The sequence below is a fragment of the Aedoeadaptatus coli genome (assembly GCF_900343085.1).
GTDB classification, from domain to species: Bacteria; Bacillota; Clostridia; order Tissierellales; family Peptoniphilaceae; genus Aedoeadaptatus; species Aedoeadaptatus coli.
This window is the reverse complement of the sequence record NZ_OPYI01000002.1, coordinates 93,171-119,392: the sequence shown is the minus strand read 5'-3', so window position 1 is coordinate 119,392 and position 26,222 is coordinate 93,171. Positions and strand designations below refer to the sequence as shown.

General features: G+C 51.5%; 36 protein-coding genes and 1 tRNA gene. All 37 read left to right on the top strand.

Annotated features, from left to right (window positions below):
- Nucleotides 1-2: 2 nt before the first annotated feature.
- The 37 genes from DG046_RS01780 (at nt 3) to rpmA (ending at nt 26,217) form a co-directional block, all read left to right on the top strand.
- Entirely contained in the window at nt 3-1,067 is a 1,065-nt protein-coding gene (locus DG046_RS01780; protein WP_159082025.1) for a baseplate J/gp47 family protein, read from the top strand.
- Entirely contained in the window at nt 1,064-1,408 is a 345-nt protein-coding gene (locus DG046_RS01775; protein WP_108830886.1) for a phage tail fiber protein, read from the top strand. The genes DG046_RS01780 and DG046_RS01775 overlap by 4 nt, the downstream gene beginning before the upstream one ends.
- 1 nt (nt 1,409) lies before the next feature.
- Complete coding sequence (locus DG046_RS01770; protein WP_108830885.1) at nt 1,410-2,252, top strand: putative phage tail protein; 843 nt, start codon at nt 1,410-1,412, stop codon at nt 2,250-2,252.
- Nucleotides 2,249-2,968 (top strand): hypothetical protein, encoded by a 720-nt coding sequence (locus tag DG046_RS01765; protein WP_108830884.1) that lies wholly within the window; start codon nt 2,249-2,251, stop codon nt 2,966-2,968. The genes DG046_RS01770 and DG046_RS01765 overlap by 4 nt, the downstream gene beginning before the upstream one ends.
- 10 nt (nt 2,969-2,978) lie before the next feature.
- Nucleotides 2,979-3,218, top strand: a complete 240-nt coding sequence (locus tag DG046_RS01760) for a hypothetical protein (protein ID WP_108830883.1) — start codon at nt 2,979-2,981, stop codon at nt 3,216-3,218.
- Nucleotides 3,219-3,551 (top strand): hypothetical protein, encoded by a 333-nt coding sequence (locus tag DG046_RS01755; protein ID WP_108830882.1) that lies wholly within the window; start codon nt 3,219-3,221, stop codon nt 3,549-3,551. It begins immediately after the preceding gene.
- A gap of 6 nt (nt 3,552-3,557) precedes the next feature.
- Nucleotides 3,558-3,671, top strand: a complete 114-nt coding sequence (locus DG046_RS09905; protein WP_255419570.1) for a CD1375 family protein — start codon at nt 3,558-3,560, stop codon at nt 3,669-3,671.
- A gap of 73 nt (nt 3,672-3,744) precedes the next feature.
- On the top strand, nt 3,745-3,870 hold the full coding sequence (locus tag DG046_RS09900; protein WP_255419569.1) for a hypothetical protein: 126 nt from the start codon (nt 3,745-3,747) through the stop codon (nt 3,868-3,870).
- A gap of 51 nt (nt 3,871-3,921) precedes the next feature.
- Entirely contained in the window at nt 3,922-4,200 is a 279-nt protein-coding gene (locus DG046_RS01745) for a hypothetical protein (protein ID WP_108830880.1), read from the top strand.
- Between the two features lie 40 nt (nt 4,201-4,240).
- Entirely contained in the window at nt 4,241-5,542 is a 1,302-nt protein-coding gene (locus tag DG046_RS01740) for a glucosaminidase domain-containing protein (RefSeq protein ID WP_108830879.1), read from the top strand.
- Nucleotides 5,487-5,762 (top strand): hypothetical protein, encoded by a 276-nt coding sequence (locus DG046_RS01735; RefSeq protein WP_159082024.1) that lies wholly within the window; start codon nt 5,487-5,489, stop codon nt 5,760-5,762. Before DG046_RS01740 ends, DG046_RS01735 begins: the two co-directional genes overlap by 56 nt.
- 3 nt (nt 5,763-5,765) lie before the next feature.
- Nucleotides 5,766-6,023 carry a hypothetical protein gene (locus DG046_RS01730; RefSeq protein WP_108830877.1) on the top strand — a complete coding sequence of 86 codons (258 nt, stop codon included), beginning with the start codon at nt 5,766-5,768 and terminating at the stop codon, nt 6,021-6,023.
- Nucleotides 6,024-6,211: 188 nt separating this feature from the next.
- Nucleotides 6,212-6,343 (top strand): hypothetical protein, encoded by a 132-nt coding sequence (locus DG046_RS09895; protein WP_255419568.1) that lies wholly within the window; start codon nt 6,212-6,214, stop codon nt 6,341-6,343.
- 177 nt (nt 6,344-6,520) lie between these two features.
- Complete coding sequence (locus DG046_RS01725) at nt 6,521-6,718, top strand: hypothetical protein (RefSeq protein WP_108830876.1); 198 nt, start codon at nt 6,521-6,523, stop codon at nt 6,716-6,718.
- 178 nt (nt 6,719-6,896) lie between these two features.
- A tRNA-Leu gene (locus tag DG046_RS01720) sits at nt 6,897-6,983 on the top strand.
- A gap of 65 nt (nt 6,984-7,048) precedes the next feature.
- Complete coding sequence (locus tag DG046_RS01715) at nt 7,049-8,293, top strand: carboxyl transferase domain-containing protein (RefSeq protein WP_159082023.1); 1,245 nt, start codon at nt 7,049-7,051, stop codon at nt 8,291-8,293.
- Nucleotides 8,290-8,502, top strand: a complete 213-nt coding sequence (locus DG046_RS01710) for an acyl-CoA carboxylase biotin carboxyl carrier protein subunit (RefSeq protein ID WP_108830874.1) — start codon at nt 8,290-8,292, stop codon at nt 8,500-8,502. The genes DG046_RS01715 and DG046_RS01710 overlap by 4 nt, the downstream gene beginning before the upstream one ends.
- Nucleotides 8,503-8,757: 255 nt before the next feature.
- The gene (gene rsxC / locus DG046_RS01705) at nt 8,758-10,083 is read left to right on the top strand and encodes an electron transport complex subunit RsxC (RefSeq protein WP_108830873.1); all 1,326 of its coding nucleotides are present in this window, start codon (nt 8,758-8,760) and stop codon (nt 10,081-10,083) included.
- 12 nt (nt 10,084-10,095) lie between these two features.
- The gene (locus DG046_RS01700; protein ID WP_108830872.1) at nt 10,096-11,088 is read left to right on the top strand and encodes an RnfABCDGE type electron transport complex subunit D; all 993 of its coding nucleotides are present in this window, start codon (nt 10,096-10,098) and stop codon (nt 11,086-11,088) included.
- Complete coding sequence (locus tag DG046_RS01695) at nt 11,089-11,670, top strand: RnfABCDGE type electron transport complex subunit G (protein WP_108830871.1); 582 nt, start codon at nt 11,089-11,091, stop codon at nt 11,668-11,670.
- A gap of 9 nt (nt 11,671-11,679) precedes the next feature.
- Complete coding sequence (gene rsxE, locus DG046_RS01690; protein WP_108830870.1) at nt 11,680-12,273, top strand: electron transport complex subunit RsxE; 594 nt, start codon at nt 11,680-11,682, stop codon at nt 12,271-12,273.
- Between the two features lie 11 nt (nt 12,274-12,284).
- A complete protein-coding gene (gene rsxA / locus DG046_RS01685) occupies nt 12,285-12,860 on the top strand; it encodes an electron transport complex subunit RsxA (RefSeq protein ID WP_108830869.1) in 576 nt (191 codons plus the stop codon).
- Between the two features lie 12 nt (nt 12,861-12,872).
- A complete protein-coding gene (gene rnfB, locus DG046_RS01680) occupies nt 12,873-13,802 on the top strand; it encodes an RnfABCDGE type electron transport complex subunit B (RefSeq protein ID WP_108830868.1) in 930 nt (309 codons plus the stop codon).
- A gap of 333 nt (nt 13,803-14,135) precedes the next feature.
- Entirely contained in the window at nt 14,136-14,513 is a 378-nt protein-coding gene (locus DG046_RS01675; protein ID WP_108830867.1) for a NusG domain II-containing protein, read from the top strand.
- Nucleotides 14,514-14,515: 2 nt separating this feature from the next.
- Nucleotides 14,516-15,019, top strand: a complete 504-nt coding sequence (locus DG046_RS01670; protein WP_108830866.1) for a Gx transporter family protein — start codon at nt 14,516-14,518, stop codon at nt 15,017-15,019.
- Complete coding sequence (locus DG046_RS01665) at nt 15,016-15,582, top strand: Maf family protein (protein ID WP_108830865.1); 567 nt, start codon at nt 15,016-15,018, stop codon at nt 15,580-15,582. The genes DG046_RS01670 and DG046_RS01665 overlap by 4 nt, the downstream gene beginning before the upstream one ends.
- Nucleotides 15,572-16,285 carry a RadC family protein gene (radC, locus tag DG046_RS01660; protein WP_108830864.1) on the top strand — a complete coding sequence of 238 codons (714 nt, stop codon included), beginning with the start codon at nt 15,572-15,574 and terminating at the stop codon, nt 16,283-16,285. Before DG046_RS01665 ends, radC begins: the two co-directional genes overlap by 11 nt.
- Nucleotides 16,286-16,288: 3 nt before the next feature.
- Entirely contained in the window at nt 16,289-17,128 is an 840-nt protein-coding gene (gene mreC, locus DG046_RS01655; RefSeq protein ID WP_108830863.1) for a rod shape-determining protein MreC, read from the top strand.
- The gene (locus DG046_RS01650; RefSeq protein WP_108830862.1) at nt 17,125-17,619 is read left to right on the top strand and encodes a hypothetical protein; all 495 of its coding nucleotides are present in this window, start codon (nt 17,125-17,127) and stop codon (nt 17,617-17,619) included. Before mreC ends, DG046_RS01650 begins: the two co-directional genes overlap by 4 nt.
- Nucleotides 17,612-20,836: a penicillin-binding transpeptidase domain-containing protein gene (locus tag DG046_RS01645; RefSeq protein ID WP_108830861.1), complete on the top strand. Its 3,225-nt coding sequence runs from the start codon at nt 17,612-17,614 to the stop codon at nt 20,834-20,836. Before DG046_RS01650 ends, DG046_RS01645 begins: the two co-directional genes overlap by 8 nt.
- 2 nt (nt 20,837-20,838) lie before the next feature.
- Complete coding sequence (locus tag DG046_RS01640) at nt 20,839-21,483, top strand: CpaE/TadZ family protein (protein WP_108830860.1); 645 nt, start codon at nt 20,839-20,841, stop codon at nt 21,481-21,483.
- Nucleotides 21,484-21,508: 25 nt separating this feature from the next.
- On the top strand, nt 21,509-23,362 hold the full coding sequence (locus DG046_RS01635; protein WP_108830859.1) for a TIGR03960 family B12-binding radical SAM protein: 1,854 nt from the start codon (nt 21,509-21,511) through the stop codon (nt 23,360-23,362).
- Complete coding sequence (locus DG046_RS01630) at nt 23,340-24,023, top strand: TIGR03936 family radical SAM-associated protein (protein ID WP_108830858.1); 684 nt, start codon at nt 23,340-23,342, stop codon at nt 24,021-24,023. Before DG046_RS01635 ends, DG046_RS01630 begins: the two co-directional genes overlap by 23 nt.
- Complete coding sequence (locus DG046_RS01625) at nt 24,007-25,188, top strand: ribonuclease E/G (RefSeq protein WP_108830857.1); 1,182 nt, start codon at nt 24,007-24,009, stop codon at nt 25,186-25,188. The genes DG046_RS01630 and DG046_RS01625 overlap by 17 nt, the downstream gene beginning before the upstream one ends.
- Before the next feature lie 100 nt (nt 25,189-25,288).
- On the top strand, nt 25,289-25,597 hold the full coding sequence (gene rplU, locus DG046_RS01620; protein ID WP_108830856.1) for a 50S ribosomal protein L21: 309 nt from the start codon (nt 25,289-25,291) through the stop codon (nt 25,595-25,597).
- Nucleotides 25,597-25,926, top strand: coding sequence for a ribosomal-processing cysteine protease Prp (locus DG046_RS01615; RefSeq protein WP_108830855.1), 330 nt, complete (start codon nt 25,597-25,599; stop codon nt 25,924-25,926). Before rplU ends, DG046_RS01615 begins: the two co-directional genes overlap by 1 nt.
- On the top strand, nt 25,927-26,217 hold the full coding sequence (rpmA, locus tag DG046_RS01610) for a 50S ribosomal protein L27 (RefSeq protein WP_108830854.1): 291 nt from the start codon (nt 25,927-25,929) through the stop codon (nt 26,215-26,217).
- Nucleotides 26,218-26,222 lie beyond the last annotated feature (5 nt).

Here is a 26,222-nt window from a genome sequence, read left to right as displayed (position 1 = left end):
AATTGATTGATGAACGAACGCATGAGCAGATCCTGTCGATCATGCTGAATAACCTTGCAAACACGGAAGACAAATCCCCCAACAGCTTCAGCTACGATATTCTTTCCGCCGCCGGCGTAATCTTCGAGGAAGGACAGCGGCAGCTGATTGAATTGGAGCGAAAATTCGACGTGGACAATCTGTCGGGCGATGAACTGACGAAGCGAGCGGAACAGATTAACGGCACGCTGAGAAAGCCCGCCACCTTCGCCTCAGGCTATGTACAGATCACAGGCGCACCGGGGACAGAGATCCCCGAGCTTACGGCCTTTTTCGCCGAGGATCGCCTTTTCTACGGCTTGTCTGCAGCGACGATACCGGATGAAGGGATCGTGAGAATCGAAGTGGAAGCCGATGAGGCGGGGCCCGCCGGGAATGTACTGGCGGGTCAGATTACGAAGATTAAGCCGCGCATCGAGGGCGTGACCGAAGTGACAAACCTCGCGCCACTTGAGGGAGGCTATGACGAAGAAACGGATGCAGAATTGCTCGAGCGCTACTATGAGCGGAATCTCAACCCGCCGAAGGGCGGCAATCCTGCCCACTATAAACTATGGGCGACAGAGTATCCGGGCATTTGGGATGCAAAAGTCTTCCGGGAATGGGAAGGCCCCGGCTCCGGGAAGGTGCGTGTCGTTGTAGTATCGCAGGATCGATCTGTCGTCGAGGGGCGAAGCCTTGAAGGTCTTAGGGCGCACATCCTGGAAGAGGCACCTATACGCCCTGAAAAATTGATCCTGGAAAGTGCAAAGGAAAAAGCGATTAAGATTAGCGTTGCCGTTGCCGTCAAGCCGGGGGTGGATAAGGATTCAGTTACTTCCGAAATAAGGAAAGCCATCGATGACTACCTATTTCAGATATCCTTCCGGCAAGACTTCGTGAGCCACGCCAAAATAGGAAAGGCCATCATCGACCTGAACAGGGTGGCGGACTACGAGGATCTGACCCTGGACGGACAACAGGACAATGTCAAACTTGCGGAAGATGAGATCCCGACCATCGGGGATTTGGAGGTGAGCTTTAAATGAATAACATGACAGAAATTGAAAAGAACCGCGTGCTACAGACGAGCCTTATCGATAGACAAATCTATGTCGGCCTCGGAGACGTGGAAGAGGTATCGGGTGCGGCCTACGAGCGCGTGCCGGTGAAATTTGAAATGCCGGCAGGCGGGCAAGTGCAAAATGCCGAGAGCATCGAATTTCCCATCGCCACCGGGTCATGGGGCGATATACGAAAGATCGCGCTCTACGATCAAAAGACAGGGGGCACCAAGGTGTGGGAAGGCACTCCGGAAGTCGTCAAGACCATCGGAGTCGCCTCCCAATATAAAATCCCTAATGGCTACCTCGTCGTAAGGCTGCGATAGTATGACTCGCGATAGAGATCTCCGATCGACGTGGCAGCTGCAGAAAAATAAAAGCTGGCAGTCCCACGAAAATGACGCGTGGAATGTCTTTGCCCTTACGCAGCCGACGACGGGCACAGACCTAACCACTTACGGCACGCGAGTAGACCGGGGCAAGATGACCGTCTCCACGGAAACGGAAATGGCGCTGTGGGCTTATGTGACAGAGCACTTACGCCGGCCCTTCGTCCTTGCCGAAGAGACGGAAATGAGCGTAGCCATCTTCGTGTCGACGACGAACTTTTACGACATGCTCATGTACTACCTTCCCTGGTACGACAAGATCAATCCGACCTTTAAAGCGCTATGTGCCGCACTGGATGTGTATTTCCGTTATCTAGAAGAGCAGAAGGCGCGCATCGATCGCAACCTGGATCTGGATAGCGCCATCGAGATTCTGCCGCAGTGGGAATTACGTCTTGGAATCGAAGTTAATACCAATTTGTCGTATGAGCAGCGGCGGAGACAGATCCATGCAGTAAAAATGCTGGCGCATCGGCAGGTGACCAAAGAGACGATCGCAATTTTATGTCGTGCTTTCGGTAATAATAATGAGGCCGCAGTTGCGGTCTATCCTCATAAGACGGTGCCCTACACCTTCGTCATCGAGTTTACTTCGGGGGGCTTACCTAATAATCTTACGGGTTTGGATGCGGTGTTGCGTCGCTCAATGCCCGCCGATCTATCGTGGACATTTACCTATAAGCAATCACCTTGGGAATCTATGAAACGCTATCGATGGGGGGACGTAAAGGACAAGACATGGAAAGAAATAAATATTTATAAGGAGGGCGGAATTGCATGAGACATACTGAACATCTCAAGCTCCAGATGCCTGAGGATAGCGACTTTATACTCATCGAGGATTTAAATGCCAATGCGGAGATCCTCGATAAAACGCTGAAAAACATTGCTAACACGCTCGCGCTGCTTGACACGCAGGGCGTGGACCTTACAGAGTTGCTGAAGAAAAAAGCGGATCTGGATCCGTCGGGAAAAGTTAAAGAAGATCAGCTGCCTAAGATGAAGATAACCAATTTCGTGCAGGTCTATGAAGCACGAGGAAACTTCCCGAGCATTGGGGAAAGAAACGTGCTCTACCTAAGCAAGGCGACGAATAAGGTGTATTTTTATGACACCGTAGATCGGCAGTATGAGATTATCTCCGCATCTCTGGATCTTGGGGAGACACATAAAACCGCCTATCGAGGTGACCGCGGGAAGATAGCCTATGATCATAGCCAAAGCCCCCATCTTGAGCTCGGCGAGACCCGCGCAACGGCATATCGTGGCGACCGGGGGAAGATCGCTTACGATCATAGCCAAAGCCCTCACTTGGGCCTCGGCGAGACCAGCAAAACGGCCTACCGTGGCGACAGAGGCAAGATCGCTTATGATCACAGCCAATCAACGCATGCGCCGGTGGATGTGTACACCCGAGCTGAGGTGGATGCGTTGTTGAAGAAGTTGATGGAAGAAATGAATAGCGATATCTATGCCCTGATTTTGGGATTGAGTTAAGGAGGAAAAAATGACAAAAAAATTGGTGTTTGACCGAACGATAAATTTGCGCATACCAGACCGCGGCGAGATTCGTGTACCTGAATCTGAATTATGGAAAATCACGCTAACTCATACTGTGTGGTGTGAAGGTAATAGTGAGTTATCTACGGAGACGAGCCATCTTATTGGGGGAGATACGACAATCACGAATTCCGGTGTTCAAAAAACTCAAGTTGTCGGCATCGCATTTAAAATTGTGGAGGCATAAATGTATAAATATTACGACGAACTAAATAAATGTTGGATTTCGTGGGTTCCGCCCCACGAAAAGTTAGCGGAGGATATCGTGCTGGAAGTGACCGGCAAAGTGGGAACGAAGGACGATCCCGTGGAAGTAACGCAGGAAGTCGCCGAAAAAATCAGTAAGCTGTATGAAGAGCGTGCGCCGAAAGAGGAGCCGAAGGATGACGACAAAGAGCCGGGTATTTCTAGAACGGAGCTTATGCTTGGCATGACAAGTATGTATGAAGAAATGCTAAAGAAAGACGCTGAAAATAAGATGGCTTTAGCTGAGATCTACGAGTTAGAGCTAAATAAGTAGGGGGTTATGATGGTAAAAATTTATGTTTCGCTTATTTTGATGGGATTAAAGACCATTGACGAGGTCCCGGCGATTATCCGAGACCAAGCCAAAAAGGCGTTGGAAGATGCAAAAGCGTAAGGCATTTCTAGGTATGGCACTTGTTACAGGTGCTTTTTTTATATCTAAGTATCTAGTGAAAGGGGGTGAAAGTATGGACGTCATCTACGCAAGCTTGATCGTGAGTGGTCTTAAGACGTTTGCGCAAGTGCCGAAGGTTATCCAACCGCGCGTTAAAGTGGTTTTGGAAAACTTGGGTTTGCCGGAATTAGCTGAATAATGGGGGGCGCCCATGTGCGCCTCTTTTTATTTACTTAGAGAGGAGTGATGTATGCTTGAATTGTATCAACCGATCGTGAATTTTGGGGTCCTCGTCGTGATTGCCGCCATGTATTTGTGGCAGACACCGAAGACGATCGAGAAGATCACAAAAGTAATCGAGGCAAATACCAGCGTTATTAAGGACTCGAAGACTTATCACGAACGCATGGAGGCGGTACTCGCCGAAATGCGGACGGATGTTGAGATGCTAAAAGAAAGCAAGAATTACGACGAGATCCACGATATCCTTATTAGGATCGAGAGCAAGGTGGATGCTCTGGGAAAATGACAAGGCGGGGATAACCTTGCCTTTTTAATTGGAGGTGCAAATGGTTAAGATTTTACTTGATCCCGGCCACGGCGGCGGGCGCGCCTATAACCGCGGCTTTAGACAAGTGGACAATTTGCCTTACTGTAACGAAGGCGACTGCAACTATATTTACACCCGCGATTATTTAAAGCCGGCTTTGGAAGCTTACGGCTTTACGGTAGGCATGACAAAAACGAATATCGCTCCGGATATCCCGCTTCAAAAGCGTGGGGCCATGGGGAAAGGCTATGATCTTTTGATCTCCTGTCACTCTAATGCGTGCGGAGGCGGTGTCCGTGGTGTGGAAGTGTGGGACAGCACCAATCCACGGGAGTCGCTTAAGACATTGGGTGAAAGAATCTGCTCCAATGTAGCCATCGCACTGGGGATCCCGAACCGTGGAACGAAGTATCGAAGAAATTCCGCCGGCTCGAACTATTACGGCATCCTGCGCCACGGGCTGGCAAAGCACAATATGATTGTGGAGCACGCCTTCCATGATAATATGGCAGACGCAACTGTTTACCGAAAGAATCTGCAAAAGACCGCTGACGCCGTGGCCCGTGCCGTAGCAGAATACTTCGGAAAGGCGAAGCCGACGGCACCGGAGAAAACGGTACCTGTGGTTTTAGACGAAGAGAAGTTTGTTCAAAGCGTGGTGGATTGCCTAAAGGGCAAGAAACTAAATATCTTGCCTTCTGTGACGATGGCCCAAGCGATTCTGGAATCAGGATGGGGAAAATCAGAGTTGGCCAAGAATGCCCATAACTTATTTGGGATTAAGGCAGGAAAGGATTGGTCCGGAAAGACCTATTCCAAGAAGACGAAAGAGCAAAAGCCGACCGGGGAAGTTTACGAGATAGTCGCCGACTTTAGGGTTTACGACAGCGTTGCCGACTCCATTATGGATCACGATGCCTTTTTTGTATCCACCGATTGGCGGAAGAAGAATTACGCAGCGGTGTTAAATGCAAAGAACTACAAAGATCAGGCGAAGGCACTACAGTCATGTGGCTATGCAACGGCACTAGACTATGGAAAGCAGCTAATCCAACTGATTGAACGCCTCGGCTTACAGCAATATGACAAGGGAGTGAAGAAATACGTGACCAGAGATATTGAAAAGCCCTCCGACTGGGCGAAGGAAGCGTGGGAGTGGGGTAAAGAGCAAGGAATTTGCGACGGTACCCGGCCCGGTGCTGAGATGACGCGGGAAGAGATGATGACGATGCTTTATCGCTATGATCAAAAGAGGGGAGATAACCATGCAAAATGCAATTGTACTGACAAGCGCGACACTCGGTTTGACACAGGCCTTTAAAATCGCCGGCCTGCCGAATCGATACAGTCCGATTGTGGCCATTATCGTCGGCATGATTCTGCATCTGGCGCTTGCGGGCTTGTCTGCGGAAAGCGCCGTCACCGGTATGGTGATAGGCCTCTCCGCTGTCGGCCTTTACGAGAGCGGAACACGAATCGGTGACTCCGGTGCCGTGAGTGAACAAGAGCGAAAGGCATACAAAGATCACAAACGCGGATAGCTTATGCGGCTTACCATTCTGTACAAGCCTGGATGTGGCGATAGGCCTTGGTTGATTAAAAGAGAGGGTGGTGCTTATGAGCAACACGCCCATCTGCATACGAAGAAAGATGCGCTACGGGTGCGGCAAATCATCGATGCCGGCAAGTATCCGTACTGCAAGGAATACAAAGTTGCCGTTCAGCGGTTGCTCACGGAGGAGGAGTTTAAACGACTGCATAAAAAGCAGAGATACTTCAACTCGCAAAAAGGGCCGAGGTAGTATTACACCTGTTAGGGTTTTAAAATGCCTTAAAATCGACCTGAGGACGTCGAAAAAAATCAATAGGTAATAAAAAGCGTCTAGGGAGTATGATTCCTTAGACGCTTTTTATTTTATAAAATATTGAGAAAACCCTTTACAGAATATAACACGCGTGGTATAATAAATACAGAAAGTGAGGTGAGAAAGTGATAGAAAAAATAATAGCTTTAGCTATATTGATCATGACAGCTGTTAACGGGTACCAACAAATACAAGTTAAGATGCTAGAAATCAAAAAGCTAAAGCTAGAATTAGAAAAACTTAAAGGTGGGGGTTAATCCCCTTCCTTTAAGTAAATTCTATCACGCGCATTATGTTAAATCAATTATTGAATGTCTTGCTCGTCTTATCTGTTGTTGCCTGTATCGTTTTATTTGTTGTTGCCTGTATCGTTTTATTTGTTAAAAATAGCAAGCTCGTTGAAGAAAAGAAAAGACTCGAAGAGGAGTTGAAAGATGAACGCCGAAAACAAAACAAGTGATGCCCAAATCAAGGCTACCCGGAAGTGGGAAGAAAACAATCCGGAGAAGAAAAGGTATCAGCGAGTAAGGAGTAATGCTCGAACCTTCGCTCGCCGTTACGCGAAGAGCAGGGAAGAAGTGGAAGAACTTCTTACTATTTTCGATGAAGAGAATGAGAACGCAGGGAACTGAATCACTTAGGCCACCAATAGAACTAACGTAAATTGTGTGTCTTCCATATTGTAGGGGTTCTCCGCACCATGCAATGAAAGACCGTCGGTGGTTCGCCATCGTCGGTTTTTTTATTTTATGAAATTCTTAACTGCCCGTTTACATTTCGAAAAAGCCGTGTTATAATATCTTATCGTGAGCGGGAATGCTGGAATTGGCAGACAGGCATGATTCAGGATCATGTGTGTGTATGCACGTGGGGGTTCAAGTCCCTTTTCCCGCACCATTTTAAAGCCGCACGTTTATCGTGCGGCTTTTTGCGTATAATAAATGAATGAAAGAGGTGGTGTCATGAAAGAAGTTTTTCGGCGCATGGAAGCCCTCGCCGACGAAGGAAGCATTCACTACATAGAAAAGAATCAATCGGCGGTGGCCGTGGCCGCGGCGAAGATCGCCCAAAAGCCTGTGGTCCTGGCGGCCTTCGATCCCACGAAAAAAGGCGGCGCTCTGGGCTATTTCGAAGGCGCATCCATTGTTCGGGCCATCAAGCTGGCCGGAGAAGGGCGGGCGCCCCTCGTGTTGTTGTGCCAATCGGCCGGGGCCGACATGGTGAGCGGTCAGCTGTCTCTTTCCGGCGCCGGATCGGTTTTTCGCGCGCTGAAAGCATTGGATACGCCGCGGGTGTATCTGTCCTACGGTCCCTGCATCGGTGCGGCGGCCTACATGGCCGGCCTTTGCGATGTGGTGCTCGCCCTTGAGGATGCATCGGCCTTCTGCCTCACGGGGCCGAAAATCGTGGCGCGAGCCATTTACGAAGAGACGAGCCTTTCGGCCATGGGCGGCGCGAAAGTCGTGGCCGAGCGGGGCGGCGTTCATCTCCTGTCCGAAACGGAAGAAGCCATGATCGCCCATTGCCGCGCCCTTATGGCCTTCTTAAGGCAGAAGCAGGTGGTAGCCATTCCTCCGCGTAAGACGCGGGCTGAGGGGCAAACGGAGGATGTGATCCGCGCCGTCGTCGACGAAGAAAGCGCCATTTATTTGTGGCCCCGGTGGGCGCAAAACGCCACGGCTATCTTGGCGCGCATCGACGGCATGCGGGTCGGGATATTCGCCAACAATCCCGATGTGGCGGCGGGGGTGCTGGACAAAGAGGCGGCGCTGAAAGCCGCGGCCTTCTACAAACTGTGCCGGCGCCTGCAATTGCCGGTGATCAGCTTGGCGGACACGCCGGGCTTTTTGCCCGGAAGTGCATCGGAAGGGGAGGGCGTCATGAGAGCGGGCGCCGCCATGATGGAAGCCTATTTGGATCACGACGCAAAAAAAATCACCGTGGCCGTGGGAAATGTCCTCGGCGGCGCGTACATGGCCATGGGCTGTCGGGAAATGGGCGCCGACGCCTACTTCGCCTTGGAGTGGGCAAAAATCGGTGTCATGGGCGCGGAACTTGCGGCGGATATTTTGCATCTTGAAAAAGAAAATTTGGCGAGCTACAGGGCCATGCATCTTTCCGCCGAGGCGGCGAAAAAGAGCGGCCTGGTCGACGAAATCCTGTCCGTCGAGTCGTTGAGACGGAAATTATCGGAGGTGCTGAGATGATTTTAAGGGCTCCGCTGCCGGGAAAAATTCTCAGGCTCTGCTTTAAGTCCGGGGAAGAAGTGAAAAAAGGCGACGTGCTTTGCATTCTCGAGAGCATGAAAATGGAAATTTCCATTTCCGCACCCATCGGCGGCGTGCTTCAGTGGAAAGTCGACGAAGGGGCGGTCGTGATGAGAGGGGAAATCATTACCGCCGTGAATCCGCGATAAAATTTCCCTTCTAAAAAAATTTATTTTGTATGAAAAATTCGGCGATCCTCGGTATTGCCCCGTTACAGGGATTGCGAGCCGTATTTTATACGTTCGTTTTAGACAAATACTAGATTTTTTATAACGATTTTGATAAGATAGGGAAAGATGAAAGCTGAAGAGCCGAACGACGGGAAACCAAAACGGTCACTCGTTGTAGTTGCAGGCAAAACGCTTGCCCGGCGATTCATTTCTTAGAATGCAAGGGGTGAAAGAATGGCAAAGACGAATCTCACTTTTTCTGTGGGCGGCGTTCACTTTGATGAACACAAAGAGCTGACAGAAGGAGTCGCTATTGAAGTTCTGCCTTCACCGAAGTTGGTTCGAATTCCTATGAGCCAACACATCGGTGCTCCGTGTAAACCTACGGTTGCCGTAGGCGATCACGTGCTGAGAGGGCAAATTGTCGGTAATTCCGACGCGTTTATTTCCGCGGCCGTACATAGCAGTGTATCGGGCGAAGTTATAGCCATTGAAAAAGGCTATGCCGCTAACGGTATGTACACAGATATGGTCGTCATCGAAAACGACGGCAAGGACGATTTGGATCCTTCCGTCAAACCGGTAGAAAATTACAAAGACATGAGTATCGACGAAATTGTATCCTTGGTTAAAAACGCAGGGATCGTCGGTATGGGTGGCGCCGGCTTCCCGCTTCACGCAAAACTGAAGAGTGATGATCCGGTACTGGACATCGTTATTTTGAACGGCGCTGAATGTGAACCGTTTTTGACTTGTGACCACCGTCTCATGTTGGAACAAGCCGATGAATTATTCGCATCGTTAAAACTGTTCCAAGACCTTTATCAAACCGATGAAGCGTACTTAGCAATCGAACAAAACAAACCGGACGCCATTGAAAAGGCCAACGAAATGGTTAAAACCGAATACCCGACCTTAAAGGTTGCCACGATGCAGACCAAGTACCCGCAAGGGGACTCCAAGCGTCAATCGGAAGCCATCTGCGGCCGTATCGTTCCGCAAAATGGCGTAACCAACGACGTCGGCGTTTTCCTGACCAATGTTCAAACGTCGAAAGCCTATTACGACTTAATCGCCAAGGGCATGCCCTCCATCGAACGGATTCTTACCGTATCCGGTTCCGGCATCGAACATCCGAAGAACCTCCTGGTTCGCGTCGGTACGCCGGTACAAGATATTCTGGATTACTGCGGCGTGAAAGATAATGTCGTCGAATTTATCTGCGGCGGCCCCATGACAGGGAAGTCCATCTTCGACTTTAATTCGCCCATCACCAAGACGTCCTCCGGTATTTTGGCCTTCACCGATGTTGAAATCGATGATATGGAACAAGGTCCCTGCATTCAATGCGGACGCTGCGTGGATCACTGCCCGGCCAATATTAACCCGACGCGTATTAACGCATCAATTTTGAGAAATCGAATTGACAAATGTCAGGAATACCATGCGGATCAATGCATGGAATGCGGCATTTGCTCGTTTGTATGTCCCGCAAAGCGCTATTTAAGCGAATCGACAAAACTCGCCAAACGCGAAGTGCGCGCCAATGCTCGTAAATAATAGGAGGTAGTCATGGAAAACAATGTAAAAACCAAATCTCCTAGTTTACAAGGAGACGGACGCTTCGTACAATTAGCGCCCCATATTCGTTCCAACGACACGGTCACCAAGATCATGCGCGACGTGCTCATCGCCTTGGCACCGGCCGTCGTGGGCAGTGTGTACTTCTTCGGAATGCAAGCACTTATAATTTATCTGATCAGCGTGATCTTCTGTGTGGGCAGTGAATTCCTGTTCCAAAAGATCACAAAGAAAGAATCTCAAATCGGCGACTTGTCCGCCATCGTTACCGGCGTTCTGCTCGCCATGAACATGCCTGCAGGCGTACCTTGGTACGTTCCCGCAATTTCTTCGATCTTTGCCATCGTCATCGTCAAAGAAGCCTTTGGCGGCATCGGCGGCAACTTCGTCAACCCGGCATTGGCCGGTCGTGCCATGGCAATGTTGTCCTGGCCCGCATTAATGGCAACCTACACGGCACCTGCCATGGCCAAAGTGGCCGAAACCGCCGATGCAGCATCGGCAGCAACGCCCCTTACCATCATCAAGGCCGGTCAACAACTGGATGCCCTCCCTCCGTTAAAGGATATGTTCCTCGGTAACATCGGCGGGGTAATCGGTGAAACATCCGCCCTTCTCTTGTTAATCGGTGCCTGCTACTTATTGGTCCGCAAAGTCATCGACTGGAAGATCCCCGTGATCTACATCGCAACGACGGCCGTGTTCCTCTTGATCTTCGGCGTCGGCACGGAATTACTTCCCTACGAACTTCTCGGCGGCGGCTTGTTCCTCGGTGCATTCTTTATGGCGACGGACTACAGTTCCACACCCCAAGGGGATAAGGGCAAAATCATTTTCGCCATCGGCTGTGGTATCTTAACGGCCGTCATTCGTATGAAGGGCAACATGGCCGAAGGTGTATCCTACTCCATCCTTCTTATGAACGTAGCAAGCCCCTTGATCGAACGTTTGACAAAAACGGAAGCTTATGGGGAGGCGAAGTAAATGAAGAATTATTTAAAGACGGGTCTTGTCCTCTTGGTTATTTCCGCAGTTGCGGCAGGACTTTTGGCTGTAGTAAACAGCTTTACCTCTGAAGTTATCGCAAAAGCTGAATTCGAAAAATCCGTACAAGCGTACCAAGAAATTTACGGCGACAAGGCCGATAAATTCGAACCCTTGGACGAAGCGAAGAAAACAGCCCTCGTTGAAAAATACAAAGACATTCAAGACGTATTCGTAGCGAAAAAAGGCGACGAAATCGTCGGCTACGGCATTAACCATACGGCCAACGGTTATGGCGGTGCCATGACCAACGCCATCGGTCTTTTGAACGACGGAACCATCGCCGGTTTCAGAAACATTCAAAATGCCGAAACGCCCGGTATCGGTACGCAAATTACCGAATCCCCCTACTTCGAAAAATTTACAGGCAAGTCCTTTAAAAACGGCGAAGTAAAAGGGAACAAGGATCCGCAAGCCGAAGATGAAATTCCGATGATCAGCGGAGCCACTATTTCATCTACCGCCGTACTCAAGGGAATTAATTCCATTCTTCCCGCTTACGAAGAAATCAGCGCAAAGTAGGGGGTAGTCATGAGTTTAGGAAAAGTTTTTTCGAACAGTATTTTCAAAAACAATCCGATCTTTATGCAAATGATCGGTCTGTGTTCGGTATTGGCCATCAGTACAGCCGTCTCCTCGGCCATCGCCATGGGGATTGCAGTTACCTTCGTACTGATCTGTTCCAACGCCGTCGTCAGTATCTTAAGAAACGTCATCCCGAACAACGTTCGGATTCCCGCGTTTATCGTCGTCATTGCAGCCTTCGTAACCTTAGTTGAAATGGTTCTGCACGCATACAGCCCTGCGATCTACAATGCATTGGGTATCTTCTTGCCCTTGATCGTCGTTAACTGCTGTATCTTAGGTGAAGCGGAAGGTTTTGCTTATCAAAACAAAGTAATTCCGTCCATCGTCGACGGATTAGGGACAGGTATCGGCTACACTATGGCAATGTTGGCCATGGCCGTCGTAAGAGAACTCTTCGGCCACGGCACGCTGTTGGATATGCAAATCTTCCCTGAATCCTATCCCGGGATCGGAATCTTCACTTCCCCCGCCGGTGCATTTATTCTCTTAGGTCTGTGGATTGCCCTCTATCGCGGCATCATGGCTAAAAGAGCGTAGGGAGGTAGACTATGTCAACGATTATTACGATTCTTATATCGACCATTTTAGTTAACAACTATATTTTCGCGAAGTTCCTCGGTACCTGCCCCTTCTTGGGCGTTTCCTCCAAAACGGAAACGGCTACGGGCATGGGCGTCGCCGTTACCTTCGTCGTCGTCATCGCATCGGCCGTCACCTGGTTACTCCAACGCTTCGTCTTAGACGTCTTCGGCTTGGAATACTTACAAACCATCGTGTTTATTCTCGTTATCGCGTCCTTAGTACAATTTGTCGAAATGTTTATTAAAAAATCATCTCCCGCTTTGTACTCGGCCATGGGCGTGTTCTTACCCTTGATTACCACCAACTGTATGGTACTGGGTGTTACCGTATTGAACATTCAAAGTGAATTCAATCTCTTTGAAACCATCATTAACGGTTTAGGTGCATCCATCGGTTTCACCCTTGCACTGCTCTTATTAAGTGCCCTTCGTGAACGCATGGAAATCATGCCGATTCCGAAACCGTTACAAGGTGTCCCGATTGCGCTGATCAGTGCCGGCTTAATGGCCATCGCCTTTATGGGATTCCAAGGATTAGTATAGGGGGCGATTTACGTGAATGCACAAAACGTAATTTATGCGATCATTATTTTAGGTCTGCTGGGACTTTTCCTCGGCGTCCTGTTGGCATTTGCCGACAAGGTCTTTGCCGTGGACATGGATCCCCGCGTAGTTAATGTATTAGACGCACTGCCCGGCGCAAACTGCGGGGCCTGTGGTTTCCCCGGCTGTGCCGGGATGGCCAATGCCATCGTAGCCGGCGACGCGCCGGTCAACGGATGCGCCATCGGCGGACAAGAAGTTGCTGAAAAAGTCGCTGAAATTATGGGTCAAGCGGCCGGCGATGTTGAAAAACAAGTTGCCGTCGTTCGCTGCCAAGGGGACTGCGACAAGTCCAAAAACAAATACGAATACAACGGCTTGGTTGACTGCCGCTTGATCGGCGACTATGCGCGCGGATCCAAGGGCTGTGCTTCCGGCTGCTTAGGCGGCGGCACCTGCGTGAGCGTCTGTGAATTCGACGCCATCCACGTCAACAACGGCATCGCTTCCGTCGACAAGGAAAAATGTGTTGCTTGTAAGAAATGTATCGACATTTGCCCGAAAAACATCATCGGTCTCATGCCCTACAAACAACAAACCGAAGTTAAATGCTCGACCCACGATCCGGGCAAGGTTGTACGCACCAACTGCTCCATCGGATGTATCGCCTGTGGTCTCTGCGAAAAGAATTGTCCGAAAGACGCCATCCACGTCGAAGACAATTTGGCAAGCATCGACTACTCGAAGTGCATCAACTGCGGTATCTGCGCATCCAAGTGCCCCACCGGCGCGATCTTCGTAGAATATCCCGAACGCGTCGAAAAGATGAAAGAAAAAGAAAAACAAAAGAAGCTTCAAGCAGCGGAAGAAAAGAAAGCCGCAGCAAAGCCTGCTGAAAAAGAAAAAGTCGTCGCCGCAGACGACAACAGCAAAGTGCAATAAGCTCTTAAGACAATAGTGTCGGCGAATTTCGTCGGCACTATTTTTATGGGATCGAAAGCATTCGTCGTAAACATTAGACGAAATCGGATTGAAGGAATTGGCCGCGCAATATTGATTAGAGAAGCATAGGGCAAACAGAATACGATCAAGGCATCGGGCGAGAGGTGAGTTCACCCGACGTAAGAATCGATTTAATCGCAAATTATTTTCCATAGAGAAATGTTAATATGAAAGCCTCGGGAACAGGAATCCGAGGCTTTTGCTTTTTCCCCACCGCGCTTCTTTTTCGGCCGCCTTTCTATGATATAATTAACTGTTGAAAAAGGGGGAGCCATGAATAAAACCGATGTGATCATAGCCTTCGTCATCCTCGTCGTCGCCTTGGGCCTCGGGGCGACGCAACTGATTCCGAAAAAAGAACCGGCCCACGCCTATGTGAGCGTGCAAATCGACGGCAAAGAAGTGAAAAAGATTCCCATGGACGACGCCCACAGGGGAAAGACCTACACCTTCCACGCCCACGGCGGCACGAATAAATTGATCATTGACGAAAAAGGGGCAAGGATGACGGAATCCGATTGTCCCGACGGCATTTGCCTGAATATGGCGCCCATTAAGCGGCAGGGAGAAATGATCGTATGCCTTCCCCACCGGATCATCGCGGAAATAAAAAGCGACGAGACGCCCACCATGGATCTATTGTTGAGGTAAGCATGGATATTCGCAAACAAGTATTTTTAGGATTAATGGTCGCCATGGCCGTGGCCATCGGTTTTATCGAAACCATGGTTCCCCTGCCCGTACCCCTTCCCGGCGCGCGACTGGGCCTTTCCAATGTGGTGATCTTAACCACCATCGTGGTTTTCGGGCCGAAAGAGGGCTTCGTCGTGGCCATCTTAAAGAGCGTGCTATTGATGCTCGTCACCGGCAATGTGACAAGCTTTTTTTACAGCGGCACCGGCGCCCTTCTCTCTTCCTTGGCCATGATCGTTTCTTTAAAAACCATTAAGAGCGCGTCCTTAATCGGCATCAGTTTTATCGGATCCTTCTTTCACAACATCGGCCAGATTTCCACGGCCATCGTCATGGTCCACAACATGGGCCTGTTGGCCTACTTGCCCTTGTTGCTTTTATTAGGACTGTTTACGGGCTATTTCGTCGGCCTCGCGGCAAGCTATGCGAGCCGCCACTTAGAAAAGATCGGAGTGCGTTTATGAGTCTTGTCTTGGCGTCCTCGTCTCCCCGCAGAAAAAAGTTGCTGGAAGATGGGGGATTTACTTTTGAAATTGAAAAACCGAGCTACGACGAAAGGCATTTGCGCCTGTCGCCTGCGGAAATCTACACCATGCAGCTGGCCCTGCAAAAGGCTATGAGCGTGAAAGAAAAGCGGCCGGAGGATGTGATCGTCGCCGTGGATACGGTGGTGGTATTAGATGATAAGATCTTGGGAAAGCCGAAGGATCGCGCCGAGGCCGAGGAAATGCTCCTATCCATGAAGGGGCGAACACACCGGGTGATCAGCGCCTATGCCGTTTTAGGCGAAGAGAAGTACGTGGACTACGATCAGTCTTTCGTGCACTTTGAAGATTTCACCGAGGCGCAAATAAAAGCCTATTTGGATAAAAACACCTACATGGACAAGGCCGGGGCCTATGGCGTGCAGGAAATCGACGAATTTGAAATTACGGTGGAAGGGGCCATGGATACGGTGATCGGCATGCACGTGGCGTCCATCGAAGCGCAATTGAAGGGAATGAAAGGAGCGGACCGTGAGCGATAACGGGGAAAAGAAAAAGCTTTTGGATTACGACCACGCCACTTTGCCGGAAGAAAAGCTCATGACCTACGGCGCCGAGGCCCTCTCCGACAGCGAATTGTTGGCGCTTTTTCTGCGCACCGGCACCACGGGCAGAACCGCCATCGACGTGGCGCAGGATATTATCGACAGTTTGGAGCGAAAATCCCCGTCGCGTGAGGGCCTGAGCTCTCTCTTCACCGGCACTTACGACGATTTTCTCTCCATAAAAGGCGTAGGCAAGAGCAAGGCCGCCCGCCTCGTGGGCATGGTGGAAATGGCGCGCAGGATGCGTCGGCCCATGGGCCGTTCCGTGCCCTTAAACACGCCGAAAGCCATCGCGGATTTCGTCATGCCGGATTTAATGGGCCTTCAGCACGAAGAATTTCGCGTCATTGGCCTCAATGTGAAGAAGGAGCTGCAATTTGTGGAGTGCATTTCCAGAGGCACCTTGGACTGCACCGTTGTGCACCCGCGAGACGTCTTTCAAGGGGCCATCGGCAAGAAATGCCATTCCATCGCCTTGGTACATAATCATCCGGCGGGAAATCCACGGCCCTCTTCGGAAGACAGGAGCCTCACCGAGCGATTAAAGCGGGCGGGAGAGCTTTTAGGCATTCCCGTGGTGGACCACATTATCGTCGGCGATCACAGTTTTTACAGTTTTTTAGAAGATGGAGTGTTGTAGGCCATGAAGCCTTTAAAAGAATTAAAGAAAAATTGGATAAAGCGCGGGGCACTCGTCCTTTTGTTTTTGTTTTTCGGCTTCACCTCCTTCGGCGCCGATGCTCTGCGGGCCGTGGAATTTACCGTGGCCACCGCCGTAAGCCCCGTCACGGACACTTTGGGCACGGGCCTGAATTACGTGGGAGAAGGGGCGAACAGCCTTATTCACGTCACTTCCCTAAGCGCCGAGAACAAGCGCATGAAAAAAGAGCTGACGGAGCTGAAAAGAGAAAACAAGAATCTGGAAGACATCGTCAATCGCTCCACTTTTTTGTCCAACGCCTATGCCATTCGAAATAACAGAAAGCTGGGCGCCGTGGACGCGCGGGTGACGGCTAAGTCCTCGGGCATGTATTTCCACCGCTTTACCATTAACAAGGGATCCAAGGCGGGGATTTCCGCCGGCGACACGGTCATCGCCGCCATGACCAAGGGCGACGACGCCTCGGCGGAAGGGGTCATCGGCTACGTCACAAAGGTGACGCCCTATTCCGCCCAGGTGCGTAGCATTATCGACGAGGAAAATGCCATTAGCTTTAGAAGCATCCGAACCTCCGACGGCGGAGTGCTCCGCGGGGTGAACCGACGGTTGGAAGGCTATGCCTTCGATCTTTACGCGGACATCGTGGTGGGGGACACCCTCTTTACCACGGGGATCGGCGACGGCTACGCGCCGGATATGTACATCGGCACCGTGAGCGAAGTGAGCACCGACGAAGACAAAATGGTGAAAAACATTAAGGTGGACAGCGGAATCAATTTCCACAACATCTACCGGGTGTTCGTACTGGCAGGTGGGAAATGAAACGAGTAAGCTACGCGCTTTTATTTCTCACGCCCTTTATTTACATGTCGCCTTTGTTCCAAAGTTTGCCGCCGATTCTTCGCGGCTACTTGCCGGCGGCGGCGATTTTTATTTTCTTCCGCCTCGGTAAAAATCAGGCGCTGGCCTTTGCTCTTTTGTCGGCCCTCGTCATGGATGCGGCCATTGCGGCGGCCATCGGGCCCTATGTGCTCTTGCACGGCCTGTTTTTTGCCGCGGCATTTTTGTGGATGCGCCTCATTCCCCATCCCTCGTCTGTGGCGACGGGGGTGGCCGTAGGCATCACGGCGGCCGTGGCGGAATTGGTCTTTTTTATTCTCCTCGTGATCTTCGGTTGGGACGTGAGCATGGCGGGTTCCTCCGAATTTTTCGCCGTCCCCCTGTCCACGGGCATTTACGCCGCCGTCATGAGCCATTACTTCTTAAAAGATATTACGGATTACAGAGTCCTCGAAAGGGATAGCGATGCATAATTTTTGGGAAAAAGCGAAGAAATGGGATCGCTTCAAGATCTTCACATCGATCATGGCCGTTCTCTTTATCTTCCTTTTGCTGCAACTCTTTCATATTACCTTGATTCAGGGCCACAAGTACCGCAAGCTCGCCGACGAGCGGCGGGTAAAAGACATCGCCATTACGGCGCAGCGGGGCAAGATCCGCGACCGAAACGGCGTGGTTTTGGCGGGAAACCGGCCTGTTTTCGCCGTGCAAATTCGAAAAGATGAGCTGGACCGCTTTTCTCGGGAGGAGAAAAACGACGCCTATTTGCTCCTGAGCCGCTATTTGGAAGAAGACGGCGCCGGCTACATGAAGGCCAATCCCATCCTTTTAAACAGCTTCGTATACAGGGATTTAAACGATTATAAAAGCGGCGAAAAGCCCGCCTCCGCGGTTTTAGACGCCCTTATGGACAAGGATAAGCTCGCGGCTTTTCTCGGCGGCCGCCTGAAAAAGCCCTATCGGGGCCACTACGGCTATTCCGTGATGAATCAGCTCCTTCGTCAACGGGTGTTTCAAGAAGGGGGCATGGCCCGCGTCGGCGGTCGAGTGGATTACACCGATCCGCAAAAGGCCGCCCGCTTTAAGGAACGCTACGGCCTGCCTCAGGCCACGGGCGCCGAGGAAGATTTAATCGCATTTTTGCTGGATCACCCCATGTATGTGGAAGAGATTCTGGCCCATCCCATCGGGCGACAGCTGGCCTATGACATCGTGAAAGCCGACGTGCCCACGGTGGGATTAAGAAGCTACGGCAACGAATACTACGACGGCTACATTCAGGCGAAAGTGCGCCTCATGGATGTGTCCAAAGACGTCACCTGGTCGTCGACCGCGGCGGAGGATTTAATCGCCGTGTTAAAGGAGCGGGATCCGGAAAAATTCATCCTCTCCGACGAGAAGGTCTTAAAGGACTGTGTGGATTTCGCTGTCCGGAAAGGCGCGGATCTGGAGGTAACGAAACAAAACGACAAGACCGTGGTGGTGGATAAAAAGGGCAATTTAGCCAACGAACAATTGGTGAAGCTCATTACCGCCAAGAAGTACAGGAAAGACTTCGCCGCCCTCGACGGCATGGCGGAGGCCGTGCAAGGCTACTTAATCGACGAGAGCATGGCCACGGGCATTTCCGTCAGCGGGGAGGAGCCCGCCTACACCCAGTTAAACAACGCCATCGACTTGGCGAAGGGGGCGGGGCTTAAGGGCGCCGCCTCGTCGAAAGAAATCTTCGAGGCGCGGCGCGACCGCTTCGACATCGACAAAAGCTTGAGCCCCTACGAAGTTTTCGGCATTTTAAATGTCTACGACGCCATCGGCAGCCAGGGCAGCTACGCCTACATGCCCATTAATTACGCCTATGAAATTCAAGACGAGACCGTGGCGAAAATCGAAGAGAAATTATCCAATCGCTCGGGAATCCACATTTCCGTGGAGCCCATTCGCTATTATCCCGAGGGGAATTTAGGCGCTCACGTGTTGGGCTACATCGGAAACATCGCCCAAGACAAGGAAATCGAGAAGTACATTAAAAAGAGCGGCTACAATCGCAACGACCTCATCGGAAAGACCGGCATGGAGCAGGTCTTCGAAGACAGACTCAAGGGCACCGACGGCAGAAAGACCGTCTCCGTGGATTCTTCGGGTAACACCACCGGCGTGATCCGCGAAGTGAAGCCCGAACCGGGTGGCGACGTGCGCCTGAGCATCGACATCGAGCTGCAAAAAAAGGCGGAGGAAAGCTTGGCCTCGACGCTCCAACAAATTCGCACCGCCACGCCCTATGTGTCCCCCTGGGGCACTTTCCAATACCTCACCAGTCGGGAAAAGGGCACAGCCTTTAAAAACGCCCAATCCGGCGCCGTGGTGGTCACCGACGTGCACACCGGGGAAGTATTGGCCCTGGCCAATTACCCATCCTACGACCCGAATCTCTTCGCCAAGGGGATCAATCCCTCGGCCTGGGAAAGCCTAAAGCCCAAGGAAGAGGACAATCAACTGGCCCCGCGGCCTTTGTATAATATCGCCATGCAATCGGCGATTCAGCCGGGGAGTATTTTTAAAATGGTAACGGGCTCCGTGGCTCTGGAAAAGGGCTTGGATCCCGCCATGGAAATTCCCGACGGCGGCTACGTGGAAATCGGCGGCAGGACCTTTGGCTGTTGGCTCTGGAATCAAAGCCGGCAAGTGCACGGCAACGAGACCCTGGCCTACGCCTTAAGGGATTCCTGTAACTATTACTTCTACTCCTTGGGCCTGGGAAAAGATCAGCGACGAAATGTGGATCTGGGCATTCAGGTGAAGCCCGAGGAAATCGCCGCCATGGCCAAGCGCTACGGCTTAGGGGATCGTACGGGCCTGGAAATCGCCATACCGCGAGAAAGCAAAGGCACCATACCCGATCCCGAATCGAAGAAAAAAACATTGAAGGCCCTTTTGCGTCGCCACTTAAACGAAAATCGCTCCGTCTACATGGCGGAGATTCATTCCGACAAGGAACGGGACAAAGCGGTGGATGCCATCGTCAATTCCCTGGACGACGAAACGCCCATGACCCGCGACGAGGTCTACACCTTCTTAAAGGATTTGCATGTGGACGGCGAGAAGAAGGGCAAGGGCCAGCGGGTGTCCTTGGCCGATCTCTTAAAATACACCTACATCGACCAATCCAAATGGACCATGGCGGACACCATGAATGTGGTCATCGGCCAGGGATCCAACGCCTACACGCCGGTCGAAATGGCGCGCTACGCCATGGCTCTGGCCAACGGCGGCGACCTTTACCCTCTCACCTTGCTCACGGGGAAAAACCACAAAAAGGACGCGGTGAAATCTGTGGGCTTAAAGCCGAAGTATTACAAGGATTTGCGCGAGGGCATGAAGCTCGTGGCTCTGTCGGGTCTCAACGCCAATTTGTTTGAAAAGTTTCCCGTGGAAGTGGCCATGAAGACGGGGAGCGCCGAGCGGGCCGGGGTGAATCCCTACACCAAGGAAAGCTACGACGCCTTCGCATGGCAAGTGGGCTACGCCCCGGCGGAGGATCCCGAGATCGCCGTCACCGTCGTCTTGTTCCAAGGGGGCAACGGCGCCAACTGCGGACCCATTATGCAACAAGTATTGGCCCAGTATTTCGGCTTCTACAAAGAAATCAAAGATGAAACCCTCCCGACGGAAACGGGATTGGAAACGGAGTAAGTATGATCGCTGTGATAATTTCAACGGTAGGCGGTTGCGGCACGAGCACCATGGCTCGGGATTTCGCCAAAGAGGCGAAGGGCCTTTTGATCGAGGCCTCGAACCGCACCCGCGTGCAGGATTTGTTTTTAGACGAGGCAACCGACGCCATCGAAGACTACATGGATTTTCTTCGGGGAAAGCCCCTTCGCGACGTGGTGATTCAAGGGGACGGCTACGATTTAATTCAGGGGAATATTTTTCACGACCTGGAAGAAATCGACGACGAGGATTTTTTCAAGGCCGTACAAAATTTCGGCGACGACGATGTCTTCGTGGATCTGTCCCGCTACAGAGAGAAAGATCTTCTGAATTGGGCCAAGGTCGCCGATGTGATCTACTGTGTCGCAGTCAATCGGCCGGGCTCGGTTCGTAATCTGGACCGCATTCAATTTATCTTGAGAAGGAACAAATGCCCCGCCAAGGTGGTACCGGTATTAAACCGCTTAAAACCGGGAGACAGAGAAGCACTGGAAAATATCGAAAACCTGCATCTCGACGACGCCCTTTATTTTAACGAAGTTCAAAAGCCTTCCTTTTCCCTGAAAGGCGAAAGCGACGAGAAAGGGGAGAAGAAGTCCTTCTGGTCCTTCCTTAAAGGCTGCTAGAGACGATTTTTAGAAAGAGGTTTCCATGATAGACGCGCAACGACTGGAAAAATGTTTAAAAAAAGTGGAGAAGCCCGCCCGCTACATCGGCGGCGAATTAAATAGTGTGGTGAAAGAAGAGGCGGCCCTTCGCTTTTGCTTCTGCTTTCCCGACGTGTACGAAGTGGGCATGAGCCATTTGGGCATGCAGATTCTGTATTTCGCCATGAACGAGACGGACTACGCCTGCGAGCGCGCCTTCGCTCCCTGGCCGGACATGGCGGAGGCCATGAAAAACGAAGCCATTCCTCTTTACAGCCTGGAGACGAAGAGGCCCCTTTCGGAATTCGACGTGGTGGGCTTTACCCTGCAGTACGAAATGAGCTACACCAATATTCTCTATATGTTGGATCTCGGGCAGATTACCCTCCTCGCCTCCGAGCGCGGGGAAGATGAGCCCTTCGTCATGGCCGGCGGGCCCTGCGCCACGACGCCGGAGCCCTTGGCGGATTTTATGGACTGCTTTTTAATCGGCGAAGGGGAGCATTTAAACATTCAGGTCATGGACAAGGTCAAAGAAGGAAGAGCCGCGGGCCTTTCCAGGAAGGAGATTCTTCGCTCCCTGGCCACCATGGAAGGGGTCTACGTCCCTTCCCTTTACGAAGTGACCTACAACGAAGACGGCACGATCAAAAGCCACGAGCCGAAAGTGGCGGAAGCGAAGCCCGTCATTAAGCGGGTGCGCCTTCACGACATGAACGCCACCTTCCAACTGGATCGGCAGATCGTGCCCTTTTTGGAGACGGTTCACGACCGGGCGGTCATCGAATTGTTCCGCGGCTGCACTCAGGGCTGTCGCTTCTGCCAGGCGGGGATGATGTATCGCCCCATTCGCGAGCGAAGCGTGGACACCTTGACGGACATGGCAGAATCCATTTTGAAAAACACGGGCTACGACGAGATCTCCCTCACGTCCCTCTCCTCCTGCGACTACACCCGCCTCATGCCCCTGGTGCGGGAGCTGAGTCGCACCTATGAGGAAAAAAACGTGGGGATCAGCCTGCCCTCTCTGCGCCTGGACAGCTTTATCGTGGACGTGCTGAGAGAAATCGAAAAAGTGCGCAAAAGCGGGCTTACCTTCGCCCCGGAAGCGGGAAGCCAGCGCATGCGGGATGTGATCAACAAAAACGTCACGGAAGAGGACTTGATGCGGGTGGTGAACGCCGTCTTTAAAGAGGGCTGGAGCCGAATCAAGCTCTACTTTATGATCGGCCTGCCCGGCGAGACCATGGAAGACGTCTTGGGCATCGCCCACTTGGCCTACAAGGTGAAGGACGCTTTCTTTAATCGACCGAAAGAAGAAATTCAGGGGAATTTCCGCGTCACCGCCTCCGCTTCCTGCTTCGTACCCAAGGGCTTTACGCCCTTTCAGTGGGAGAGACAGGATACCATCGACGAATTTTTCGAAAAGATCCACGCCGTAAAAGGGGCGGTGCGGGATCCGAAAGTGAAATTTCAATACCACGAGCCCTATCTCTCCCGGATGGAAGGGATCCTGGCCCGGGGCGACCGGCGCGTCGGCAAACTCATTTTGCGGGCCTACGAAAACGGCCAGATCTTCGACGGCTGGAGTGAATTTTTCCGCTACGACGTGTGGGTCAAATCCATGGAGGAGGCGGGCATCGACGGCGACTTTTACGCCAATCGCCTGCGGGAGAAGGACGAAATCCTTCCCTGGGACTTTATCGACATCGGCGTGAAGAAGGCCTATTTATGGAAAGAGTACGAAAAATCCAAGGCGGCGCTGACCACGCCGGATTGCCGTAAAAAATGCAACGGTTGCGGCATCGAGAATTGCGAAATGTGGGGTGAATTTCATGCAGCTGCGCATGGCATTTAAAAAGACGGGCATGATTAAATTCATTTCCCATTTGGATACGATCCGCCTCTTTAACCGGGCCATTCAACGGGCGGGCGTGCCCATTCTTTGGTCCGAAGGCTTTAATCCCCATCAAAAGCTTTCCATCGCCCAGCCCTTGAGCGTGGGCATGGAGAGCGAATTCGAGGTCATGGACATGGAAGTGGAAGACGGCGCCGATCCCGAAAAGATAAAAGCCATGCTCAATGAAGCCTTGCCCGAGGGCATGGAGATCATCGAAGCCAGGTTGGATTTCGATCCGAAATCGGTGTTTGAGCGCATCGCCAAGACCCAATACCGCTTCTTCTTTCCCGCGGCCCAATACGAAAGGGCGGATGAGCTGAAAAAAATGGCGAATGATGCCATGGAGCAAGACGAAATTCTCGTTCGTCGGCGGAAGAAAAAAGGCAAGAAGCGCATCGTCGTGGAAGAAGATATAAAAGACGGCATCTTTTCCCTGGACTGGAAAGAAGAAGCGGGGGGCACCTCCCTTTACGCCGTCTTGCGTGCAGGGGCCAACGGCAATTTGCGGCCCGACCGCTTTTTAATGGGTCTTTTCGAGCCGCGCGGCGTGGACATCGACTACATTCAAATTCGTCGGATCAAAAGTTGGGACGGTGACGATCATGAAGTACGGCTCTAACAGCTACTTGTTTGCCGACGGGGAAGAACCGAAGATCATGGGCCTTATTTCAGAAGGCGAAATTCGGGCGATTCATCTTCTGTCCAATCCCTCTCAGGTGGGAAATATCTATCGAGGCTACGTGAAAAACGTGCTGCCCGCCATGGACTGTGCCTTTGTGGATTTCGGGGAAGATGAAAACGGGTACCTGCCCATGAAAAACGTCTATCCCAAAGCTTACCGCGATAAAATTAAAGGCGGCGACTCCATTATCGTGGAAGTAAAAAAATCCCCACTGGATCAAAAGCGGGCGGTGCTTTCCATGGACTACAGCCTTCGCGGCGAAAACATCGTCCTCTTGCCGAAGTCTTCGGGGATCCGCATCTCCAAGCGCATCGACGACGGGGAGATAAGAAAGCGCCTCACGGATTGGGCCCATGGCCTGAATGCCTCGGCAGGCATGATCATTCGCACGGAAGCCGCATCCTGTCAGTCGGCCCACATGGCCAGTGAATACGAACATTTGCGGCGATTGATGGAAAAAATCGAGGGCTCCGTCAACTTTCTTCCGAAGAGCCAACTCCTTTTAACGCAGGACCGGGGCATGGACGTGCTCAATCGCCACCGCGATCTGCCCATGGTGGTCAACGACAAAAAGCTCATTGACCGCTTGCCGAATTACTTAAACTGCGTCGTGGATCCCTCCTTCAGCATTCGCTCCACGGCCAAGTGGCGCAGCCAGTGGAATTCCATTTTTCAAAAGACCCTGCCCCTTCCCTCCGGCGGCAATGTGGTCATGGACGCCACGGAAGGCGCCTATGTGGCGGACGTGAACATGGCGGCGGTGAAAAAGAAGGGCTCCTTCGACGCCATGCGCATGAAAGTGAACAGGGAAGCGGCAAAAGAGATCGCCAAGCAAATTCATCTCAGAAATCTGAGCGGCATGATCGTGGTGGATTTCGTCCACGGCATGAGCGAGGAGCAAATGGCGGATCTCACGGCATTTATGAAAGAAGCTCTGTCGGAAGATGCCATGATTACCACGGTCTACGGCTTCAGCGCCATGGGCCTTTTCGAAATCGCCCGGGAGCGAAAAGAACTGCCCTTTGAGCAACAGCTTCAGGCGGCGGAAGAAAGACACAGAGAAGCTGTAAAAAATAAATTAAAACGGAATAAAGAATTGTAATTCACTACCATATGTGGTAATATACTTTGATGTAACCGCACCTTATAGGTAAAAAGCATAGCACCTATCGGGGCGAGTCTTGTAAAGAGGAGGTGCTACAATGTACGCAGTCATTGAAACCGGCGGAAAGCAATACACCGTTCGCGAAGGCGACTTGGTGAAAGTTGAAAAGCTCGATGCCAACGAAGGAGATGCCGTCACTTTTGACAAGGTTCTTCTCGTCGCCAAAGACGGCAGTGTGAATGTAGGCAAGCCCTACGTCGCCGATGCCAAAGTCGAAGCGAAAGTTTTAAAACAAGCCAAAGATAAAAAGGTTATTGTTTATAAATTCAAAGCGAAGAAAAACGAACGCATTAAGCGTGGCCATCGTCAACCGTATACACTGGTAGAAATCGGATCCTTGGCGTAATGACAACGGTCACTCTATTTGTCCGCCGCGGAAAAATCCTCGGATTTTCGGCGAACAATCACGCGGGAGAGGGAGACGAGGTAGGCGAAATCGTCTGTCACGGCGTCAGTGCCCTCACCTTGACCTGTGTTTTATCCATGGAAGATTTGCTTTCTATCGACGAAGACACCATGGCCTTCGAACAGTCGGAAGCTTATGTCAGCATCCGCCTGCCGGAAGACATCGTGTCCCGTGAAACGGAGCTCTTGTTTCGTTCCATGGTCGTAGGCTTAAACGCCATCGAAAGTGCATACGAAAATTACATTAAAATAGAGACTCAGGAGGTTTAGATGATTCTGTTTACACTTGAACTCTTCTCTTCGAAAAAGGGAATGGGTAGTTCTAAAAACGGTCGCGACTCCGAATCGAAACGTCTCGGCGTGAAGAGAGGCGACGGTCAACACGTATTAGCCGGCAACATTCTCGTACGCCAAAGAGGCACGAAGATTCATCCCGGGTTAAACGTAGGAATCGGCAGCGACGACACATTGTTTGCCACCGCCGACGGACGCGTTTCCTTTGAAAGTCGTGGAAAAAAGAAAAAAGTAGTTAACGTTCTTCCCGTAGAAGAATTAGCATAAGAGAA

Excerpts from the sequence above, each read along its gene's own strand:
- DG046_RS01760 (WP_108830883.1), top strand. The coding sequence starts at position 2,979 with ATGACAAAAAAATTGGTGTTTGACCGAACGATAAATTTGCGCATACCA.
- rpmA (WP_108830854.1), top strand. The coding sequence starts at position 25,927 with ATGATTCTGTTTACACTTGAACTCTTCTCTTCGAAAAAGGGAATGGGT.
- DG046_RS01725 (WP_108830876.1), top strand. The coding sequence starts at position 6,521 with ATGAACGCCGAAAACAAAACAAGTGATGCCCAAATCAAGGCTACCCGG.
- DG046_RS01745 (WP_108830880.1), top strand. The coding sequence starts at position 3,922 with ATGCTTGAATTGTATCAACCGATCGTGAATTTTGGGGTCCTCGTCGTG.
- rplU (WP_108830856.1), top strand. The coding sequence starts at position 25,289 with ATGTACGCAGTCATTGAAACCGGCGGAAAGCAATACACCGTTCGCGAA.
- DG046_RS01735 (WP_159082024.1), top strand. The coding sequence starts at position 5,487 with ATGCAAAATGCAATTGTACTGACAAGCGCGACACTCGGTTTGACACAG.
- DG046_RS01665 (WP_108830865.1), top strand. The coding sequence starts at position 15,016 with ATGAGTCTTGTCTTGGCGTCCTCGTCTCCCCGCAGAAAAAAGTTGCTG.
- DG046_RS01695 (WP_108830871.1), top strand. The coding sequence starts at position 11,089 with ATGAAGAATTATTTAAAGACGGGTCTTGTCCTCTTGGTTATTTCCGCA.
- DG046_RS01625 (WP_108830857.1), top strand. The coding sequence starts at position 24,007 with ATGAAGTACGGCTCTAACAGCTACTTGTTTGCCGACGGGGAAGAACCG.
- DG046_RS01635 (WP_108830859.1), top strand. The coding sequence starts at position 21,509 with ATGATAGACGCGCAACGACTGGAAAAATGTTTAAAAAAAGTGGAGAAG.
- DG046_RS01615 (WP_108830855.1), top strand. The coding sequence starts at position 25,597 with ATGACAACGGTCACTCTATTTGTCCGCCGCGGAAAAATCCTCGGATTT.
- rsxE (WP_108830870.1), top strand. The coding sequence starts at position 11,680 with ATGAGTTTAGGAAAAGTTTTTTCGAACAGTATTTTCAAAAACAATCCG.
- DG046_RS09900 (WP_255419569.1), top strand. The coding sequence starts at position 3,745 with ATGGACGTCATCTACGCAAGCTTGATCGTGAGTGGTCTTAAGACGTTT.
- DG046_RS01630 (WP_108830858.1), top strand. The coding sequence starts at position 23,340 with ATGCAGCTGCGCATGGCATTTAAAAAGACGGGCATGATTAAATTCATT.
- DG046_RS01730 (WP_108830877.1), top strand. The coding sequence starts at position 5,766 with ATGCGGCTTACCATTCTGTACAAGCCTGGATGTGGCGATAGGCCTTGG.
- DG046_RS01775 (WP_108830886.1), top strand. The coding sequence starts at position 1,064 with ATGAATAACATGACAGAAATTGAAAAGAACCGCGTGCTACAGACGAGC.
- rsxC (WP_108830873.1), top strand. The coding sequence starts at position 8,758 with ATGGCAAAGACGAATCTCACTTTTTCTGTGGGCGGCGTTCACTTTGAT.
- DG046_RS01765 (WP_108830884.1), top strand. The coding sequence starts at position 2,249 with ATGAGACATACTGAACATCTCAAGCTCCAGATGCCTGAGGATAGCGAC.
- DG046_RS01645 (WP_108830861.1), top strand. The coding sequence starts at position 17,612 with ATGCATAATTTTTGGGAAAAAGCGAAGAAATGGGATCGCTTCAAGATC.
- DG046_RS01740 (WP_108830879.1), top strand. The coding sequence starts at position 4,241 with ATGGTTAAGATTTTACTTGATCCCGGCCACGGCGGCGGGCGCGCCTAT.
- DG046_RS01755 (WP_108830882.1), top strand. The coding sequence starts at position 3,219 with ATGTATAAATATTACGACGAACTAAATAAATGTTGGATTTCGTGGGTT.
- DG046_RS01770 (WP_108830885.1), top strand. The coding sequence starts at position 1,410 with ATGACTCGCGATAGAGATCTCCGATCGACGTGGCAGCTGCAGAAAAAT.
- DG046_RS01670 (WP_108830866.1), top strand. The coding sequence starts at position 14,516 with ATGGATATTCGCAAACAAGTATTTTTAGGATTAATGGTCGCCATGGCC.
- DG046_RS01640 (WP_108830860.1), top strand. The coding sequence starts at position 20,839 with ATGATCGCTGTGATAATTTCAACGGTAGGCGGTTGCGGCACGAGCACC.
- rsxA (WP_108830869.1), top strand. The coding sequence starts at position 12,285 with ATGTCAACGATTATTACGATTCTTATATCGACCATTTTAGTTAACAAC.
- DG046_RS01700 (WP_108830872.1), top strand. The coding sequence starts at position 10,096 with ATGGAAAACAATGTAAAAACCAAATCTCCTAGTTTACAAGGAGACGGA.
- DG046_RS01715 (WP_159082023.1), top strand. The coding sequence starts at position 7,049 with ATGAAAGAAGTTTTTCGGCGCATGGAAGCCCTCGCCGACGAAGGAAGC.
- DG046_RS01710 (WP_108830874.1), top strand. The coding sequence starts at position 8,290 with ATGATTTTAAGGGCTCCGCTGCCGGGAAAAATTCTCAGGCTCTGCTTT.
- DG046_RS09905 (WP_255419570.1), top strand. The coding sequence starts at position 3,558 with ATGATGGTAAAAATTTATGTTTCGCTTATTTTGATGGGATTAAAGACC.
- DG046_RS01675 (WP_108830867.1), top strand. The coding sequence starts at position 14,136 with ATGAATAAAACCGATGTGATCATAGCCTTCGTCATCCTCGTCGTCGCC.
- DG046_RS01650 (WP_108830862.1), top strand. The coding sequence starts at position 17,125 with ATGAAACGAGTAAGCTACGCGCTTTTATTTCTCACGCCCTTTATTTAC.
- mreC (WP_108830863.1), top strand. The coding sequence starts at position 16,289 with ATGAAGCCTTTAAAAGAATTAAAGAAAAATTGGATAAAGCGCGGGGCA.